At 37.5% G+C, this 17,327-nt stretch carries 15 protein-coding genes; 3 read left to right on the forward strand and 12 right to left on the reverse strand.

What is annotated here, in order from left to right:
• Nucleotides 1-110: 110 nt before the first annotated feature.
• The 5 genes from asnS to HMPREF0819_RS04050 all read right to left on the reverse strand — a co-directional run bounded on the left by asnS (nucleotide 111) and on the right by HMPREF0819_RS04050 (nucleotide 6,085).
• On the reverse strand, nucleotides 111-1,457 hold the full coding sequence (gene asnS / locus HMPREF0819_RS04030; protein ID WP_004232648.1) for an asparagine--tRNA ligase: 1,347 nt from the start codon (nucleotides 1,455-1,457) through the stop codon (nucleotides 111-113).
• Nucleotides 1,458-1,585: 128 nt separating this feature from the next.
• Nucleotides 1,586-1,921, reverse strand: a complete 336-nt coding sequence (locus HMPREF0819_RS04035) for a protease inhibitor I42 family protein (RefSeq protein ID WP_004232651.1) — start codon at nucleotides 1,919-1,921, stop codon at nucleotides 1,586-1,588.
• A gap of 1 nt (nucleotide 1,922) precedes the next feature.
• Nucleotides 1,923-3,104, reverse strand: coding sequence for a pyridoxal phosphate-dependent aminotransferase (locus tag HMPREF0819_RS04040; protein WP_004232657.1), 1,182 nt, complete (start codon nucleotides 3,102-3,104; stop codon nucleotides 1,923-1,925).
• Complete coding sequence (locus tag HMPREF0819_RS04045; RefSeq protein ID WP_004232659.1) at nucleotides 3,101-3,571, reverse strand: cell wall elongation regulator TseB-like domain-containing protein; 471 nt, start codon at nucleotides 3,569-3,571, stop codon at nucleotides 3,101-3,103. The genes HMPREF0819_RS04040 and HMPREF0819_RS04045 overlap by 4 nt, the downstream gene beginning before the upstream one ends.
• Before the next feature lie 30 nt (nucleotides 3,572-3,601).
• On the reverse strand, nucleotides 3,602-6,085 hold the full coding sequence (locus HMPREF0819_RS04050; RefSeq protein WP_004232661.1) for a bifunctional DnaQ family exonuclease/ATP-dependent helicase: 2,484 nt from the start codon (nucleotides 6,083-6,085) through the stop codon (nucleotides 3,602-3,604).
• A gap of 125 nt (nucleotides 6,086-6,210) precedes the next feature.
• On the opposite strand from HMPREF0819_RS04050, the gene HMPREF0819_RS04055 reads away from it, so the two are divergent.
• Entirely contained in the window at nucleotides 6,211-6,852 is a 642-nt protein-coding gene (locus tag HMPREF0819_RS04055) for an MBL fold metallo-hydrolase (RefSeq protein WP_004232662.1), read from the forward strand.
• A 109-nt stretch (nucleotides 6,853-6,961) separates the two neighbouring features.
• On the forward strand, nucleotides 6,962-7,567 hold the full coding sequence (locus HMPREF0819_RS04060; protein ID WP_080552926.1) for an alpha/beta hydrolase: 606 nt from the start codon (nucleotides 6,962-6,964) through the stop codon (nucleotides 7,565-7,567).
• Between the two features lie 35 nt (nucleotides 7,568-7,602).
• Here HMPREF0819_RS04060 and ftsX read toward each other — a convergent pair whose 3' ends face one another.
• The 7 genes from ftsX to HMPREF0819_RS04095 all read right to left on the reverse strand — a co-directional run bounded on the left by ftsX (nucleotide 7,603) and on the right by HMPREF0819_RS04095 (nucleotide 15,812).
• Nucleotides 7,603-8,532 (reverse strand): permease-like cell division protein FtsX, encoded by a 930-nt coding sequence (gene ftsX, locus HMPREF0819_RS04065; RefSeq protein ID WP_044023319.1) that lies wholly within the window; start codon nucleotides 8,530-8,532, stop codon nucleotides 7,603-7,605.
• Nucleotides 8,525-9,217, reverse strand: a complete 693-nt coding sequence (gene ftsE / locus HMPREF0819_RS04070; RefSeq protein WP_004232666.1) for a cell division ATP-binding protein FtsE — start codon at nucleotides 9,215-9,217, stop codon at nucleotides 8,525-8,527. The genes ftsX and ftsE overlap by 8 nt, the downstream gene beginning before the upstream one ends.
• Nucleotides 9,218-9,264: 47 nt before the next feature.
• Nucleotides 9,265-10,360 (reverse strand): peptide chain release factor 2 gene (gene prfB / locus HMPREF0819_RS04075; protein ID WP_115264976.1). Its coding sequence is split into 2 segments (ribosomal slippage): nucleotides 9,265-10,287 and nucleotides 10,289-10,360, totalling 1,095 coding nucleotides; the frame shifts between segments, so codons are not numbered across the junction.
• 462 nt (nucleotides 10,361-10,822) lie between these two features.
• Entirely contained in the window at nucleotides 10,823-11,470 is a 648-nt protein-coding gene (locus HMPREF0819_RS04080; RefSeq protein WP_044023321.1) for an HAD family hydrolase, read from the reverse strand.
• Nucleotides 11,471-11,567: 97 nt separating this feature from the next.
• Nucleotides 11,568-14,249: a cation-translocating P-type ATPase gene (locus tag HMPREF0819_RS04085; protein ID WP_004232673.1), complete on the reverse strand. Its 2,682-nt coding sequence runs from the start codon at nucleotides 14,247-14,249 to the stop codon at nucleotides 11,568-11,570.
• A gap of 226 nt (nucleotides 14,250-14,475) precedes the next feature.
• On the reverse strand, nucleotides 14,476-14,862 hold the full coding sequence (locus HMPREF0819_RS04090) for a YwiB family protein (protein WP_004232675.1): 387 nt from the start codon (nucleotides 14,860-14,862) through the stop codon (nucleotides 14,476-14,478).
• A 71-nt stretch (nucleotides 14,863-14,933) separates the two neighbouring features.
• Nucleotides 14,934-15,812, reverse strand: a complete 879-nt coding sequence (locus HMPREF0819_RS04095; RefSeq protein WP_044023322.1) for a sulfite exporter TauE/SafE family protein — start codon at nucleotides 15,810-15,812, stop codon at nucleotides 14,934-14,936.
• A 96-nt stretch (nucleotides 15,813-15,908) separates the two neighbouring features.
• On the opposite strand from HMPREF0819_RS04095, the gene HMPREF0819_RS04100 reads away from it, so the two are divergent.
• A complete protein-coding gene (locus HMPREF0819_RS04100; protein ID WP_004232681.1) occupies nucleotides 15,909-17,210 on the forward strand; it encodes an HD domain-containing protein in 1,302 nt (433 codons plus the stop codon).
• Nucleotides 17,211-17,327: the final 117 nt, after the last annotated feature.

Genomic DNA, 17,327 nt, shown 5'->3' on the forward strand with positions numbered 1-17,327 from the left:
ACTTAAAGGAAGCAAAAGAAATTCTTACAATTCCTTTACAAAAAATAACGATTTCAAAACAAAAAATCCAAACCACAAATGGTTTGGATTTTATTATAAATTGATTTCTATTAAGGTTTGATGCGGTGTAGCATACGTGGGAATGGAATTGCTTCACGGATGTGTTTAGTTCCAGCTACGAATGTTACCATACGTTCGATACCGATACCGAATCCTGCGTGTGGTACTGAACCGTATTTACGAAGATCAAGGTAGAATTCATATTCTGATTTATCCATACCTAGAGCATCCATTTTAGCTACTAATGTGTCGTAGTCATCTTCACGGACTGAACCACCGATAATTTCTCCGTATCCTTCTGGTGCAAGAAGGTCAGCACATAGAACGCGTTCTGGGTTACCAGGAACTGGTTTCATGTAGAATGCTTTGAAGCTTGCAGGGTAGTTGATAACGAATGTTGGTACACCAAAGTAGTTTGAAATCCATGTTTCGTGTGGTGAACCAAAATCATCACCGTGTTCTAGGTGTTCGTAATCAGCATCTTCATCATTTTCGTGTTCTTGAAGAAGATCGATTGCATCATCGTAAGATACACGTTTGAATGGTTCTGCAATGTATTTTTTAAGAAGATCAACGTCACGTTCCAAGATTTCAAGTGCTTGAGGAGCACGGTCAAGAACACCTTGGATAAGAGCTTTAACGTAAGCTTCTTGAAGATCAAGTGATTCTTCGTGTGAAAGGAATGAATATTCAGCATCCATCATCCAGAACTCTGTCAAGTGACGACGAGTTTTAGATTTTTCGGCACGGAATACAGGACCAAAGTCAAATACACGACCAAGTGCCATAGCACCAGCTTCAAGGTACAATTGACCTGATTGGCTCAAGTAAGCAGGTGTACCGAAGTAGTCAGTTTCGAACAATTCTGTTGAATCTTCAGCAGCGTTTCCTGACAAGATTGGGCTATCAAATTTGATGAAACCATTTTTATCAAAGAAATCGTATGTAGCGTAGATAATAGCGTTACGAATTTGCATGATAGCCATTTGTTTACGTGAACGCAACCACAAGTGACGGTGATCCATCAAGAAATCAGTACCGTGTTCTTTTGGTGTGATTGGGTAATCTTCTGAATGACCAACAATTTTAAGATCAGTCACATCAAGTTCATAACCAAATTTTGAACGTGAATCTTCTTTAACGATACCTGTGATAAGGATAGAAGTTTCTTGACTAAGGTGTTTGATTGTGTTGAATTTTTCAGTTCCTTCTTCTTCACCATATTTTTCGATGAAGTTTGGTTTGAAAGCAACTGCTTGGAAGAACGCTGTCCCGTCACGAAGTTGTAAGAAAGCAATTTTCCCTTTTCCTGATTTGTTAGCGACCCAAGCCCCAATTGTGACTTCTTCGCCAACATGATTTTTAACATCAATAATTGATACGTAGTCTTTAGACATAATTCCTCTTTTCAAATATTACTCTGACATTTCTGTCAGTTTAATCTTACTAATTTTAGTTTTTGTGCTACTAATGGTGGCACGATAAGTCAATTTTGGCTTACCACTATCCCAATCTCGGCAGTAAATTAAATTGAACTGGCTTTACCCAGTTTTTTTTTGACTTTTCCAATAAGCCGATAATAACCACCTGAACTAACATGTATGTTTTTACTAGGATAAGTTTGATAAACAGTATTGCCTAAACTGTAATACTGCTCATCAACATCTCTAGCTGACCAGCTGTAACCTGTTGTTGCATTACTTGCTAAGTCAATTTCAAAGTTCATACCATCTGATTTGACAACGTAATCACCAACTTTGGTTAACTCTGGAGATTCTAGTTTAAAATAAAGCCCCAGTCCAACGGCAATGATTCCTGAAAGAGCTACTAGCGCAATTAGAAATTTTCGTTTTTGGGACATCTTAGCTTTCCATGAAGACTTTCAAACGTCTTACAGCTTCTTTCAATGTGTCCAAATCAGTTGCATAACTCAAACGAACATTTTCAGGCGCACCAAATCCCGCACCAGTAACAAGAGCTACTTCTGCTTCTTCAAGAACAGTAGTCGTAAAGGCAGTCACATCAGTGTAACCTTTCATTTCCATTGCTTTTTTCACGTTAGGGAAAAGATAGAAAGCGCCTTGAGGTTTGATAACTTCAAAACCTGGAACTTCACAAAGCAATGGGTAAATCGTATTAAGACGTTCTTCGAAAGCTTGACGCATTTCTTCGATAGAATCTTGTGGGCCAGTAAATGCTTCAATGGCAGCATACTGAGAAACAGCAGTGAGGTTTGAGGTCGTTTGGCTAATAACTTTTGCCATACCAGAAATAATTTCTTCACTACCAACCGCAAAACCAACACGCCAACCAGTCATGGCATAAGTTTTTGAAGTACCGTTAACAACAACTGTTTGATTTCTAATTGCTTCAGAAATTGATGAAATCGGTGTGAACTCATTACCATTATAAACTAATCGACCATAAATGTCGTCTGCTAAAATTAAAACATTGTGCTCAACTGCCCAATTACCAATCGCTTCTAATTCATCACGGCTGTAAATCATACCAGTTGGATTAGATGGTGAATTTAGCAATAGAACTTTTGTTTTATCAGTACGAGCTGCTTCTAACTGTTCAACAGTCGCTTTGAAATGATTTTCTTCAGTCGTTTGAACAGTTACAGGAACACCATCAACCATTTTAACTTGATCGACATAAGACACCCAACATGGTGTTGGAATAATAACTTCATCGCCTGGATTAAGAACAGTTGTAAAGAAAGTATACAGAATAAACTTTGCACCAGTTGCTACAACAATTTGATTACGATTGACTGAGTAACCATAGAAATTTTCCATGTAATTATTGATAGCATCCTTCAATTCTGGGAGACCTGAAGCAATTGTATAAAAGCTAGCTTTACCATTTTGAATTGCTTCGATTGCAGCATCTTGAATATTTTTAGGAGTTACAAAATCTGGTTCTCCTAAAGTCAGTGATAACACATCACGTCCTTGTGCTTTCAAGGCTTTGGCACGCGCACTTGCCGCTAAAGTCACACTTTCTTTCATGTTCAACACGCGATTTGATAAGTTTGTCATATGCCCTCCTTCTTCACGAGCTCACTTGTTTCAAAGTTAACAAGATAATAACCATCAGTAGCAGTGACTTCCCAAATTGGTGTCTTTCCATCAATACCATAAACAACTTTTGAAATACCAGTCGCTCCGTTTGCTGCAGCTACTTGCTCAGCTTCTTTACAACTGATTCCATCGCTTACAGAATAGACAAATACCTTGCCATTGTCTTCACCCACAGAAACAATCTTCTGATCACCAGAAGCCGTAGTTCCATAAACACTGTAATAAGTCTTAGAACCATTATAAAGGTCAACAGAAGATGTCTGTACCAAATCAGCTGTATCAATGGCTACTTGAGTCGCCACTTTTTCTGCGCTTAGTCTTGGTTTCATTGCTAAAAACAAAACTGTTACAGCAGAAATCAAGAGAACTAATAAAATCAAGCTAAAACCGAGTAAATACTGTTTTACTGGTGTTAATTTTTTCATTTACTTCTCCCTTTTTGTTTATCCCTTTTATTATAGCAGAAAATTCTTTATTTCAGTGAGACTCTTTGAAAATTTTTGATGAGAAATGAAAAATTCTTCAGATAATGAGTCACTGATTGTTTTTCCGTACGATTTTGTCAAAATTCGTGAATCAAGTAGAAGCACAGCCGAACGTTGATTATCACGTCTCATGGTTCTACCAATGGCTTGTTTGAGTTTTAAAATCGCAAGAGGTAAAGAATAATCATTAAAAGGTGATTTCGCTTGCGCTAACAAATGGTTACTGATTTTCTGAACAAATAAATCCTTTGGATTTTCAAACGGTAAACGAGTAATGACTTCAATCATCTTATCTGATTGAACAAAGTCTACTCCTTCCCAGAAAGCACCTGTTCCAAGAAGAATATGACTCTCACCACGCTCAAAACGGCGTTTAACATTATAGGCGGTACCATTTTTCTCCTGAGTCAAATGATGCAAATCCATCTCATCTAAACGTTCAGAAACATCAAACATAGATTGTTTAGAATTGAAAAGAACCAACATTCGCTCATCTAGCTGCCTAATTTGATAGATGCGTTCAGCAATTACCGAAGCATACTCTTCTTCTGAAATCTCAGTAACATTTGGCATCTCTTCATCAATCCAAATACGTTGTGAGCTGTTCTTATCATGCGCAATGCTCATATAATGATACTGCTCAAATCCAAGCAAATCAGCAAGACTAACTTGAGGACTAATGTGTAGTGTAGCTGAAACCATATACGTTTTTCGAGTTTCTGGTAAAAATTCTTGGAAATTCAAAAGCTCATCACTACTTGCATTCAAGTAGGTTTGACGTTTTTCATTTTCATAACTTGTCTCAAGCCAAAAATCAGTAAATGGCTGCGCAAACAAATTCATCAAATCTTCTAAGCACAGATAACGCCAATCAGCATTAACAGCCAAAAGCTCATTAACTGCTTGCTCTAGTTTTCTAGCGTCCTCAGTCGTCACATAGACTTCTTGATTTTGATAAAAACGCGTTACCAAGTGAGTTAATTGGAAAGAAAGACTCTCAATCAAACGTTTTTCAAGCATCGGAAGTGCAGAATCTAAATGCTTTTCAAGTTTTTGAACCAATTGAGTAACATTCACACGACGACGTGAAAATTGTTCTAGGTTCAAAATTAATTTTTGAGCTTCATCAAAAACCAAGATTTTATTTGCCGCAAAAGCCTTGTCATCCTGAACACGCTCTAAGAAATAAGCATGATTGATAATCAAAAGCTTGCTTTGCTTAGCTCTTTCATAGTTACGGTTCCAAAAATCTACTTCTTTGAACAATGATTTCTCACTCAAATTGCTATCGTGTTTAATCTGTTCAAAATAAGCTTCATAGCGCTGCTTTTGTCTGATTTCATCCAAATCTCCAGTGAGAGTCTCTGTCAACCAGACTAGAAGCTGCATTTTATAGCGATTGACCAGACGATTATCACCCTCATGGCGTAGGCTCTGCGCAAAACTATCTAGTTTAATATAATTTCCAGGACCTTTGATTGACGCACAAGATGTATGGAAGACATCCTGAAGATGCTTAACCTCATTTGCCATAATCTGATCTTGCAAAATCTTCGTCGGCACTGAGACGATAACTTGTTCATCCTGAGCCAATTGTAAAAGTGGCATCAAATAGCCATAAGTTTTTCCAAGCCCTGCTTGTGCTTCTAAAAATGAAACCTTAGACGACTGAAAATCATCTTTGACCAGCTGAGCAAATTGCTTTTGCTTCTCACGCGCATCCAAGCCTAAAAGTGCCATATTAAGCTCAAAATCATCTGACATCTTACGTTCACTACCAAGCTCTTTTGGTTGTCGTAAAATGAGACCACCAACTTCTTGGTAATCCTTTTTCGACATGACCTTAGCTTTTTTAAAACCTTCTTCAACCAACATTCCTGTTTCAAACACAAGATTATCAGCCAAAGGCAAAAGCTTCTCTAAAAGCTCTTTTGGCATGCTTGCCATTTTTTCTTTTAATTTTAACAATAGCTGAGCGGTTGCATAGGCATCTGAAATAGCCGTATGCGCATCTGTCAAATCAAGTTGTAAAACATCAGCCAAATGACCTAAGGTGTATTTTTCAAGGGTCGGATAAAAGACCTGTGATAACTCAACAGTATCGACAAGTGGCGTACGCAATTCGTAGCCTTCTAAAAATAATTTTTCTGCTAAAAGATTGGCATCAAATTTTACATTGTGAGCAACGAAAACACAATCTGAAATCATGTTGTAAATCTTTTGGGCAACCTGGGAAAAATCTGGCGCTTTAGCCAACTGTTCGTCAGTTATCCCTGTCAAATTAATGATATGTTCAGTTAGTGGCTCGTGCGGATTAACATCCGTTTGATAAGTCTTCACAATTTTTTTATTTTCAATAATGACAATGCCAACCTGAATAATTTCTGCCATTGCGTGGGCGCCTGTAGCCTCCAAATCAACAACAGCATATTTTTGAGAATTAACTTGCATCATAACATTTAAATTATACCATTTTTAGGAGTGACATTCACCTAATCCAGGTGATAAATAAGGGAAAAAAGGATTTTTGAGAAATGACATCATATGACTTTTCAAAACTTTTTTGATACACTTTTTTTATGAAGATTTTTAGATTACTAAATCACGTTGCACGTGAAAACACTTATTTATTAGTCAATGACCAGGCAATCATCATTGTTGACCCTGGTAGCGATACTGACAAAATCAAAGAAAAAATTCAGTCACTTGATAAACCGGTCGCTGCCATTTTACTCACACATGCTCATTATGACCATATCATGGGACTTGATGTGATTCGCGATGCCTTTGGTCACCCACCTGTTTATATTTCTGAGAAAGAAGCGTCTTGGCTTTATTCGCCAAAAGACAACTTCTCAGGGCTTGACCGTCATGCTGATATGGACGATATTATTTTAAAACCGGCTGAGTATCATTTCCAATACACTGATGATTACAAGTTATCTGGCTTTCGTTTCCAAGCACGCATGACACCTGGGCACTCATGGGGAAGCGTGTCTCTAGTCTTTCCAGATGACGAGGTCGTTTTAACAGGTGATGCTCTTTTTCGTGAAACTATTGGACGTACCGATTTACCGACTGGAAATACTAATCAACTCATTGAAAGTATTAAGTCTGAATTGTTTACCTTACCAAACCACTTTACTGTTTACCCTGGACATGGTCATGAAACGACTATTGCGCATGAAAAGAATTTTAATCCGTATTTTAACACATTATGAAAAAACTTAAAAAATTTCTACTCTACTTTTTAGTTTGTTTGGCAGCACTGCTTGCTTGGTAGGTCTTGGCTTTATTCGCCACAAAACCTACCAAGCACACAAAAGCTCTATGGCAGCTGCTAAATCCGCTAAAATCACAAAAGACTATCTATTTTTTGAAAGTAAAGGGAGCACAAAAGCAAATATTGTTTTCTATCAAGGTGCTCTTGTCGAAGAGAAAGCTTACGCTAGCTTGGCAAAAGACTTATCAAAATCAGGCTATGGCGCCTATATTTTGAAAACACCACTAAATTTACCAGTCCTTTCAAGTCAGAAAGCTTTATCTATCATCAAGGCGAAAAAACTAAAAAATGTATATCTTGCTGGGCACTCATTTGGTGGCGTTGTTGCTTGTATGAATGCAAACACTGCAAAATCAGATAATATTTCTGGCTTAATTCTACTCGCAAGCTACCCTTCTGAAAAAGTTAATCTTTCTAAACGACACTTGAAGGTCTTATCAATCACAGCTAGCAACGATAAGGTTCTTAAATGGGACCAATATAAATCCGCTAAGAAGAGACTACCAAGCAATACAACTTACCTATCCATTTCTGGTGGAAATCACAGCGAATTTGGAGACTATGGTCACCAATCGAAAGACGGCGATGCAACAATCTCACCAAAAAATCAAGAAAAACAAATTGCAGCTGCCGTATCAAACTTTATAATCTAAAAACAACTTCTGAAATCAGAAGTTGTTTTTTTATATTAAATTTTAAGATAACGTCGCATTGAAATTACTGAACCAACTGATCCGATGATAATTCCTACACAGAACATCCCCCCAATAAGCATTGGAACAAATGAATCAGCAGGGTACAATGTTAAACCTTGAACTTCAAATTGTGGATTTACTGAAGCATATACAGCTTTGTATGCAAAGTAAATAATAATTGATGGTACGATTGCTCCAAGAAGCCCAACCCAAGCCCCTTCAAAGAAGAATGGGCCACGGATGTAAGAGTTTTTAGCACCAACCAAACGCATGATTTCGATATCACGATGACGAGACATGATAGTCATACGAATTGTATTTGAAATCAAGAAGATAGCAATGATTACAAGAAGGACTGTTCCTGCAAATCCCCATGTGCGGATGAATTTAGAAACTTTGAAAAGTTGATCTGAGTTTGAACCACCATAGTCAACTGACTCAACACCTTCTATTTTTGAAATCTTCTTAGCAATTTTTTTAACTTTTGAAGCTGATGTTGCTTCTACGATATAAACATCTTGAAGTGGGTTTGAATCACCATCAAACATTGTCCAGTCATCACCGTAAGTTTCTTTTAGTTTAGCTAATTGGTCATCTTTACTTGAGAAAGTGACAGATTTTACACCAGAAATAGCATTAATGTGGTCATAAACTTGGTGGAATGAATCGTTTTGGACAGTTTCACCAACTTCGTTTGTCTTTGTCTCAGAGTTGTCTGCTGAGTTCACATCCAAGTAAACGTTAATTTGGATGTTATTTTCAATACCTTGAGCGACTTTTTCAACGTTCATCAAAACAGCAGCGAAGATACCAACCAAAGTTAGGGTAATTGCAACTGAGCTGACTGAAGCAATGGTCATCCAGATATTACGTTTCAAACTTTTAATGGATTCCCACAAATGGCGGAAAAAATTTCTAATCATTATATCCGTATTCTCCTTCCTCTTCATCACGTACAATTTTTCCTTCTTCGATAGCAATAACGCGGTGACGAAGGTTATCAACGATTTGTTTGTTGTGAGTTGCCATTAGAACTGTTGTTCCTTGAAGGTTAATACGTTCTAACAATTGCATGATTTCCCATGAAATTTCTGGGTCAAGGTTACCAGTTGGTTCATCAGCGATCAAAACTTTTGGATTGTTAACAATTGCACGCGCAATCGCAACACGTTGTTGTTCACCACCAGATAATTGACCTGGGAATGAACGCATTTTATGTTTTAACCCAACCAATTCAAGTACTTCTGGAACACGTTTTTTGATTTCGCGTGGTTTTTCACCAATAACTTGCATTGCATACGCAACATTTTCAAAAACCGTCTTCTTAGGAAGTAGTTTATAATCTTGGAAGACTACACCGATGCTACGACGTAAAATTGGGATCTGACGTTTTTTAAGTTTTGTAAGATCGAACTCACCGACTTTAAGTGATCCAGCAGAAACTTTTTCTTCACGGTAAAGCAACTTAATAAAGCTAGATTTACCAGCACCAGAAGGACCAACAATATAAACAAATTCACCTGGGTCGACAGATACGTTAATATCTCTCAAAGCAGTTGTTGAGCGGCGATACTTTTTCGTTACGCCTTTCATTTCAATTAATGCCATTTGTAATTTCCTTTACAATTTTGTTATCCTAAAATTTTACTTTTTGGTTAATCAATACGCCATTTCAAGAAAGCGTCGATGAAACCATCAATGTCACCGTCCATGACTTTATCCACTTGAGCAACTTCATATCCAGTACGGTGATCTTTAACCATTGTATATGGAGTGAAGACATAAGAGCGAATTTGGCTACCCCATGTGATTTCTTTTTTATCACCTTTAAGAGCATCAACCTCTTGTGCCTTTTTCTCTTGTTCTAATTGATAAAGTTTAGCTTGCAGCATTTTCATAGCGCGGTCACGGTTACCATATTGCGTACGGTCTACCGTAGATGCTACAACGATTCCTGTTGGAATGTGAGTCAAACGCACCCCTGTAGAAACTTTGTTGACGTTTTGTCCACCGGCACCACCTGAACGGAAAGTATCCATTTTAATATCGTCATCACGAATTTCAACTTCAATAGTGTCATCCAATTCTGGCATTACTTCAACAGAAGAGAATGATGTGTGACGACGTTTTGCAGAGTCAAATGGTGAGATACGGACCAAACGGTGAACACCCATTTCTGATTTCAAAAGACCATAAGCATTTGGTCCTTCAAAAGAAAGTGTCACTGACTTGATACCTGCTTCATCACCTGCTTGATAATCAAGGGTTTCAACTTTGAAACCTTTAGCATTTCCATAACGTGTATACATACGGAAAAGCATATCAGCCCAGTCTTGAGCTTCCGTACCACCAGAACCTGGGTGAATTTCCAAGATGGCATTGTTACGGTCATAAGGTTCTGACAAGAGAAGAGTCATTTCATAACTTGTCATAATTTTATCAAGTTTTTCGAGAGTTTCTTCTAACTCAGATTGAATAGAATCATCTTCATCTAGCATTTCTAGATAAAGCTCTGTTTCATCCGACAACTCTTGCATTTCATTAAATGTCTCATAAGTTTGTTTCAAACTATTCAACTCTTGAGAAGTTTTCTGTGCTGCAATGTTGTCGTTCCAAAAGTCTGGCTCAGTCATTTTGTTTTCAAGAAGCGCAATGTCTTCTTCCAAACGATCTAAGTCAAAGAGACCTCCTGAAGCTAGTCAACTTCTCTAGATTTTCTACTATTTTTTGGCGAATTTCAGCCACTTCCATGAGATAACTCCTTTTTATTAAGATACTAAGTTCGTTAAACGAGCAAAGCAAAAATAGGAATTTTGACGAAGAGCTCTTAGGCTCTAGGAAAAATTATCTTTTTTGCACAGCTCGTAGAACGTGTTCAATTAATTAAGATATTTAGTCCGTCAAGAAAGCGAGATGAAAATAGGAATTCGACGCTGTGTCTTGTGACACAAGGAGAATTATCTTTTTCACGACGCTTTTAGGACGAATTCTGTTAACTTAAGATATTAAGTTCCTTAAACAAGCAAAGCAAAAATAAGAATTTCGACGAAGAACATCGAATTTCTAAGAAAAGTTCCTCTTTCACAGCGCTTGCCGAACCTCTAAAACTATCCTTGATTATCAAGTTTACATAGTTCTATTACTGTCTTTCTATTTTACCATAAAGCCCTTAAAATTGCTATTTCCTACCATTGCTAGCAATTCACAAAATTATTAAGATTCTTTGTCAATCACTTGCATAGCTTCTGTCAAATTATCAACCAAAATACTTGCTTTTGATTGATCAACACCAAACTCTTTATCTCGAATGGCAATGACACGAACGCCTGCAGCTACTCCTGCTTGAATACCTTTTTGGCTATCCTCAATTATAACAATGTCATCTTTATCAAAACTTAACTTGGCACATGCAGCATTATAAATGGCAGGATTTGGCTTACCTTCTGTAAAATCATCTCCTGTCAAAATATATGTGAAATATTCGATTAATCCGCATTTTGTCAAAGCAGCTTCGACATCACTACGAACAGTATTTGAAGCTAATGCTAAAACAAATCCTTTAGCTTTCAGCTCTGCTAAAACTGTCTTAGCATCAGAGAAAACCAAGCTCTTGTAATCTGGTCGATGAACGCTTTTATAAGTAGTGTATTCAGCCTCCAAAGCTTTGGTATCATAATCAGAAATCTTGTCACCTAAAATTTTTTCCCAGAATTGATCGATACGACCACCGACGAAAAATTTAGGTGGTAAATGCTTGATAGAAATTCCCTTGCTCGCCAAAAATGCTTCACGTCGTTTAAAATAAAAACTCTCAGTGTTAAATAAAACACCATCCATATCAAATATAATTGCTTTAATCATGACAGCCTCCTGAAAATATTCTACCATAAAACTTTCAAACATTTTTCAGAAAATAAAAATCAGACTGCTATATGCAGCCTGACTTTCATGATATTTTTTAAATAGCCTTTTCGTCTTGTCCAAGTAGACGTTGAATCGCTTTTACAATTTCTGTAAGAACAACCATCAATAGACTTCCCACAATAACAGCCAACCATTGAGTAACACTCAAGTGTGATACATGGAAAAGTTGGTTAAATCCAGGCAATGCAATAGTCACCATCAAAAGAAGGAAGGCTACTGGAATTGCCCAGTTAAAGGTTCTATTTCTGAATGCACCAACAGTGAAAATTGATTGGTAAACAGATTTTACGTTAAAGGCATGAAGCAATTGGATAAGACCAAGTGTTGCAAATGCCATTGTCAACGCATCTTCGTGCATCATACGATTTGAAGCATGTTCTGGGAACATCAATGCCCAAGCATAGACACCTAAAACAAGCAATGTTTGGAAGATACCTTGATAGATAATGGCTCCCATAACCCCACCGTCAAAGAAGTTTGATTTACGACCACGAGGTTTGTGAGTCATCACATCTGGTTCAGCAGGTTCAACACCAAGTGCAATCGCTGGTAGTGTATCAGTTACCAAGTTAATCCAAAGAAGGTGAACTGGTTGAAGAACATCCCAACCAAATAAAGTAGCAAAGAAGATTGTAAATACTTCTGCCATGTTGGCTGAAAGGAGGTATTGAATTGATTTTTGAATGTTAGAGAAGACTTTACGTCCTTCTTCAACCGCAACGATAATAGTTGCAAAGTTATCATCAGCAAGGACCATGTCTGAAGCACCTTTAGATACTTCAGTACCTGTGATACCCATACCAATACCGATATCAGCTGTTTTAAGTGATGGCGCATCGTTAACACCATCACCAGTCATGGCAACAACCTTACCTTCATTTTGCCAAGCTTTAACGATACGAACTTTATGTTCAGGAGATACACGCGCATAAACTGAGTATTGTTTGAAGACTTTTTGGAATTCTTCATCAGACAATTCATTTAGTTCAGCACCTGTAAAGACATGGTCTTCACCGTCATCTTCGATGATACCAAGACGTTTGGCAATAGCTTCCGCTGTATCTTGGTGGTCACCAGTAATCATGATTGGACGAATACCAGCTTCTTTAGCAACTGCTACGGCTTTAGCAGCTTCTGGACGTTCTGGGTCAATCATTCCGACAAGACCTGAGAAAATCAAATCAGCTTCAACAATTTCTGATTCAAGATTTGGAACTTCAGAAACGTATTTGTAAGCCATCATCAAAACACGAAGTGCTTGTTTAGCAAGGTCTTTATTGACATTAAGAATAGCTTCTTTTTCTGCTGCAGTGATGTCGCGAACTTGACCATTTTCTTCGATACGTGTCACACGTTTAAGAAGTTGGTCAGGCGCACCTTTAACAGCAACAAAATATTTACCGTCAGCTTCTTTGTGGATAGTTGACATCAACTTACGATCTGAATCAAATGGCAATTCAGCCACACGGGGTTCTGCTTTCAACACTTCACGAATGTCAAAGCTGTGATCAAGACCAAATTGAACAAGTGCTGTTTCAGTTGGGTCACCAATCAATTTACCATTTGGATCGATTTTTGTATCATTTGCAAAGTTCATAACACGAAGTGTGTTATTGTCAGATGCAATCTCACTTGCAGAGCTTTGCAATTTTCCGTTTGTGTAAACTTTTTCGACTGTCATTTGGTTCATTGTCAATGTACCAGTTTTATCTGATGCAATGATTTCTGTAGAACCAAGTGTTTCAACGGCTGGCAATTTACGAACAATTGAATTACGTTTAGCAAGTGTTGTTGTTCCCATTGACAAGACAATTGTAACAATGGCTGGAAGTCCTTCTGGGATAGCAGCCACGGCAAGTGCTACGGCAACCATCAAACCATTAAGTGGAGCTTCTCCTCGAACAAAAACACCGATAAGGAAAGTAACAGCAGCGATACCAACAATCAAGTATGTCAATACTTTAGACAATTGGTTCAAACTTTGTTTAAGTGGTGTATCTGTTTCATCAGCGTTGGCAAGCATGTCAGCAATTTTACCAACTTCAGTGTACATACCTGTATTAACAACGACACCAACACCTCGTCCGTAAGTAACATTTGAGTTTTGGTAAGCCATGTTTACACGGTCACCGATTCCTGCATCAGCTGGTACTTCAACTGACAAATCTTTTTCAACTGGAACTGATTCACCTGTAAGAGCAGCTTCTTCAATTTTCAATGATGCTGCTTCTAAAAGTCGCATATCAGCTGGAACAACATCACCAGCTTCAAGCATGACAATATCACCAGGAACCAATTCGCGTGAATCAATTTCCACTACATGACCATCACGACGAACACGAGCGATTTGACTTGACATATCTTTAAGAGCTTCAATCGCCGCTTCTGCTTGACCTTCTTGGTAAACACCAAATGCAGCATTCAAAATAACAACGGCTAAAATAATCAAAGCATCAGTTAAACCATGCATACCTTCTGTGATAACAGAAAGTGCTGCTGCAACCAACAAGATAATAATCATCAAGTCCTTGAACTGGTCAATAAACTTAGCTAGCAAGCCACGTTTTTCACCTTCATCAAGTTCGTTGTGACCGTATTCGTCCAAGCGTTTTTGAGCTTCTGCTGTAGACAAACCTTCACGTGATGAATTTAGAGTTTCCAGTGTTTCATCTTTGCTCTGTGTATAAAACAGAGCTTTACTTTGTTCTTTAGACAAAATAGCTTCCTCCTATGGTCTCCTCTATAGAAAAATAGACCTGTTTTTTTAAAACAAGTCTCGCTGTTTAAGACAGGGCCGGAAATTTCTTTCGTAATGACGACCATGTCACGGGATTTACCCGTCTGCTACTCCCTTGAATACAGAGTAATCATATCAATTTTTAAAAAGTTTGTCAACTAAACACATTAGTCACAAAGCCTTATATATCAAGCTTTGTTTATGCTTACAACCATTTGATTTCTAGTTGATAATTGGCAAAAACACTATCTCCTTCAAGCTGTTTTAGTTGATAATGAATTTTTAGATTTTGCTTAGTTTCATCCAATTCATAAACGCTTGTTTTTGTTTGTAAATGTTGTAATCCAACAGGAGTTGGAATAGCAACTACAGCTGGATTTTCACGATGAAAACGCATGATTGATTTTGGGTTTGAATAGCGTGTCATAATCAATTCTTGGTCATTACATTTCAACATAACAGTTTCTTTTTCTTCATTAGTGTAAGTAAGATAGATATGACCATTTTTTTCTGTTAATTTGACAGGGTATGATTGCTCAACGAACTCAACTTGTCCATCAACATTAATCTTATTCTTAATATGAAGTTTCATCTAGTATTAGCTTCTTCCTTTCTCTAAAATTATACCAATTCTTCCTTCGTAAAGCCAGAAATTGCGCTGATTTAGCGCTTGATAGCTGATGAGCGAAGCAAGCTTGTTCCAGTAAAAATAGCAATGAAAATAATAAGAACCTTGAATTTATTGATATCAAGTTGACTGAGGAAAAATGCTGCTGTCAGTACTCCAAGAGAACCACCAACAATAATTCCTAGCACACCTGGCCAGTTCACACGGCCTGATTTGATAAAATCTGTCGTACTTGCTGACATGATAACGGCAGCATCAAGCATCATAACTGGAAGTGCTACCGAAGGATTGATTCCAAGTAGTGAGAAGAAAATCAACTCTGGAGCGTAATTTCCAAGTCCCATCGTCATCAAAATACCAACCGTAAAGTTGAAAACAACCCCAATCATGAGCCAAATGCCATGAAGTCCGTGAACACTATCACCCACTCCAGCACCTGGATTTGCAATCATGCGGTACCCCATGATAATAGCTGCAACAATCAGCAAAGTTCCTAATACCCTTTGTACTTTTTGTGTCGGCCAATTTTTAGTGATTCGTGTTCCGACAAAAGCACCTGCAAATGAAGCTGCTGCCATTGTCAGCAAGGTCGGCAATTCTACTTTGACAATCGTAATAAAACAAAGTGCCTCAATCATTACCGGAATGACGTGCGCTGTAGACAGCGTTGCTGGAATTTGTTTATCATCTTTGACTAATTTTGTTGCCTTAAAAAGAGCGGTACTCGTGGCAAAAGTCCCAATTCCCAAGGTATCTAATAAGTCAGTAAAATACCCAATCCAAAGACCTGTCCAGAATTTTTCTTTTAGATCAATTTTATTTTTCTTGGCATGGAGAAAGATATTTCCCAAAACCCAGATAATCAAAAATACCAAAAATAATTGGATTAAACGTAAAATAAGTTCATTTGTCATAGTCTCAATTATAAGTAATTTTTCAAAATTCGTAAATACAAATATGACACGATTTAAATAGTCAGGATTTTTGAGCATTTTTGCTATAATGAAATTATGAATGAAAAAGTATTTCGTGACCCAGTTCACAATTATATAATTGTTAATCATCCGGTCATTTATGATCTTATCAATACTAGAGAATTTCAACGTCTACGCCGTGTTAAGCAGGTTTCGACAACTGTTTATACCTTCCATGGTGCTGAACACAGTCGCTTTTCACACTGCCTTGGTGTTTATGAAATTGCTAGACGTGTCACAGAAATTTTCGATGAGAAATTTCCTGATATTTGGGATTCTAGTGAAAATCTTTTGACCATGGTCGCTGCACTATTGCACGATGTCGGACACGGTGCTTATTCGCACACTTTTGAAAAACTTTTTGATACCGACCACGAAGCTATTACGCAAGAAATCATCACCAGCCCTGATACTGAAATCAACGCTATTTTAAAACGTGTGTCGCCTGATTTTCCAGAAAAAGTTGCTAGTGTTATCAACCATACCTATCATAATAAACAAGTCGTACAACTCATCTCGAGTCAAATTGATTGTGACCGCATGGACTATCTTTTGCGAGATTCATATTACAGTGGTGCAAAATATGGACAGTTTGATTTAACACGTATTCTGCGCGTTATTCGTCCGACAAAAGATGGCATTGTGTTTGAGTATAATGGTATGCATGCTGTCGAGGATTATATCGTCAGTCGATTCCAAATGTACATGCAAGTTTACTTTCACCCAGCTAGTCGAGGCATGGAAGTTTTGTTGCAAAATCTCCTAAAACGAGCTAAACACCTCTATCAACTCGACAGTCAATTCTTTGAAAAATGCTCGCCTAATTTAATACCATTTTTGGCAAATGAGGCTAGCTTAGAAGATTATCTTGCTTTAGATGACGGGGTTATGAACACATACTTTCAAGCTTGGATGAAATCTGAGGATAAGATTTTGGCTGATTTAGCTAGCAGATTTATCAATCGTAAAGTTTTGAAATCTATTACTTTTGAAGAAGATTCTCGTAAAGAGCTCAGCTACTTGGTCGACCTAGTCAAATCAGTCGGCTTTGACCCCGAATATTACACAGGAATCCATGTTAATTTTGATTTGCCGTACGACATTTATCGTCCTGAAAAGAAAGAACCTCGCACTGAGATTAACATGATTCAAAAAGATGACTCTGTCGTTGAACTCTCAACCATTTCACCTATTGTAAAAACTTTAACTGGAACCATTTATGGCGACCGACGCTTCTATTTCCCAAAAGAAATGCTAGAGGATAATGACCTTTTTGCACAAAATAAAAAGCAATTTATGAGTTACATTTCAAACGACCATTTCATTTTTCATGACTAAAAGAGTAAGGATTAAAATGTTGCTAACCACTTCATTTTGATTCTTATTCTTTTTATTTCAAAATGAAAACGGTACCTAGTAGATTTCCCTATGTTCCCCATGACAAATAAGCCACTT

The organism is Streptococcus equinus ATCC 9812 (assembly GCF_000187265.1).
In the GTDB taxonomy this organism is placed as follows: domain Bacteria; phylum Bacillota; class Bacilli; order Lactobacillales; family Streptococcaceae; genus Streptococcus; species Streptococcus equinus.

Coding starts and splice junctions, on each gene's coding strand:
- asnS (WP_004232648.1), bottom strand. CDS start 1,457: ATGTCTAAAGACTACGTATCAATTATTGATGTTAAAAATCATGTTGGC.
- HMPREF0819_RS04035 (WP_004232651.1), bottom strand. CDS start 1,921: ATGTCCCAAAAACGAAAATTTCTAATTGCGCTAGTAGCTCTTTCAGGA.
- HMPREF0819_RS04040 (WP_004232657.1), bottom strand. CDS start 3,104: ATGACAAACTTATCAAATCGCGTGTTGAACATGAAAGAAAGTGTGACT.
- HMPREF0819_RS04045 (WP_004232659.1), bottom strand. CDS start 3,571: ATGAAAAAATTAACACCAGTAAAACAGTATTTACTCGGTTTTAGCTTG.
- HMPREF0819_RS04050 (WP_004232661.1), bottom strand. CDS start 6,085: ATGATGCAAGTTAATTCTCAAAAATATGCTGTTGTTGATTTGGAGGCT.
- HMPREF0819_RS04055 (WP_004232662.1), top strand. CDS start 6,211: ATGAAGATTTTTAGATTACTAAATCACGTTGCACGTGAAAACACTTAT.
- HMPREF0819_RS04060 (WP_080552926.1), top strand. CDS start 6,962: ATGGCAGCTGCTAAATCCGCTAAAATCACAAAAGACTATCTATTTTTT.
- ftsX (WP_044023319.1), bottom strand. CDS start 8,532: ATGATTAGAAATTTTTTCCGCCATTTGTGGGAATCCATTAAAAGTTTG.
- ftsE (WP_004232666.1), bottom strand. CDS start 9,217: ATGGCATTAATTGAAATGAAAGGCGTAACGAAAAAGTATCGCCGCTCA.
- HMPREF0819_RS04080 (WP_044023321.1), bottom strand. CDS start 11,470: ATGATTAAAGCAATTATATTTGATATGGATGGTGTTTTATTTAACACT.
- HMPREF0819_RS04090 (WP_004232675.1), bottom strand. CDS start 14,862: ATGAAACTTCATATTAAGAATAAGATTAATGTTGATGGACAAGTTGAG.
- HMPREF0819_RS04095 (WP_044023322.1), bottom strand. CDS start 15,812: ATGACAAATGAACTTATTTTACGTTTAATCCAATTATTTTTGGTATTT.
- HMPREF0819_RS04100 (WP_004232681.1), top strand. CDS start 15,909: ATGAATGAAAAAGTATTTCGTGACCCAGTTCACAATTATATAATTGTT.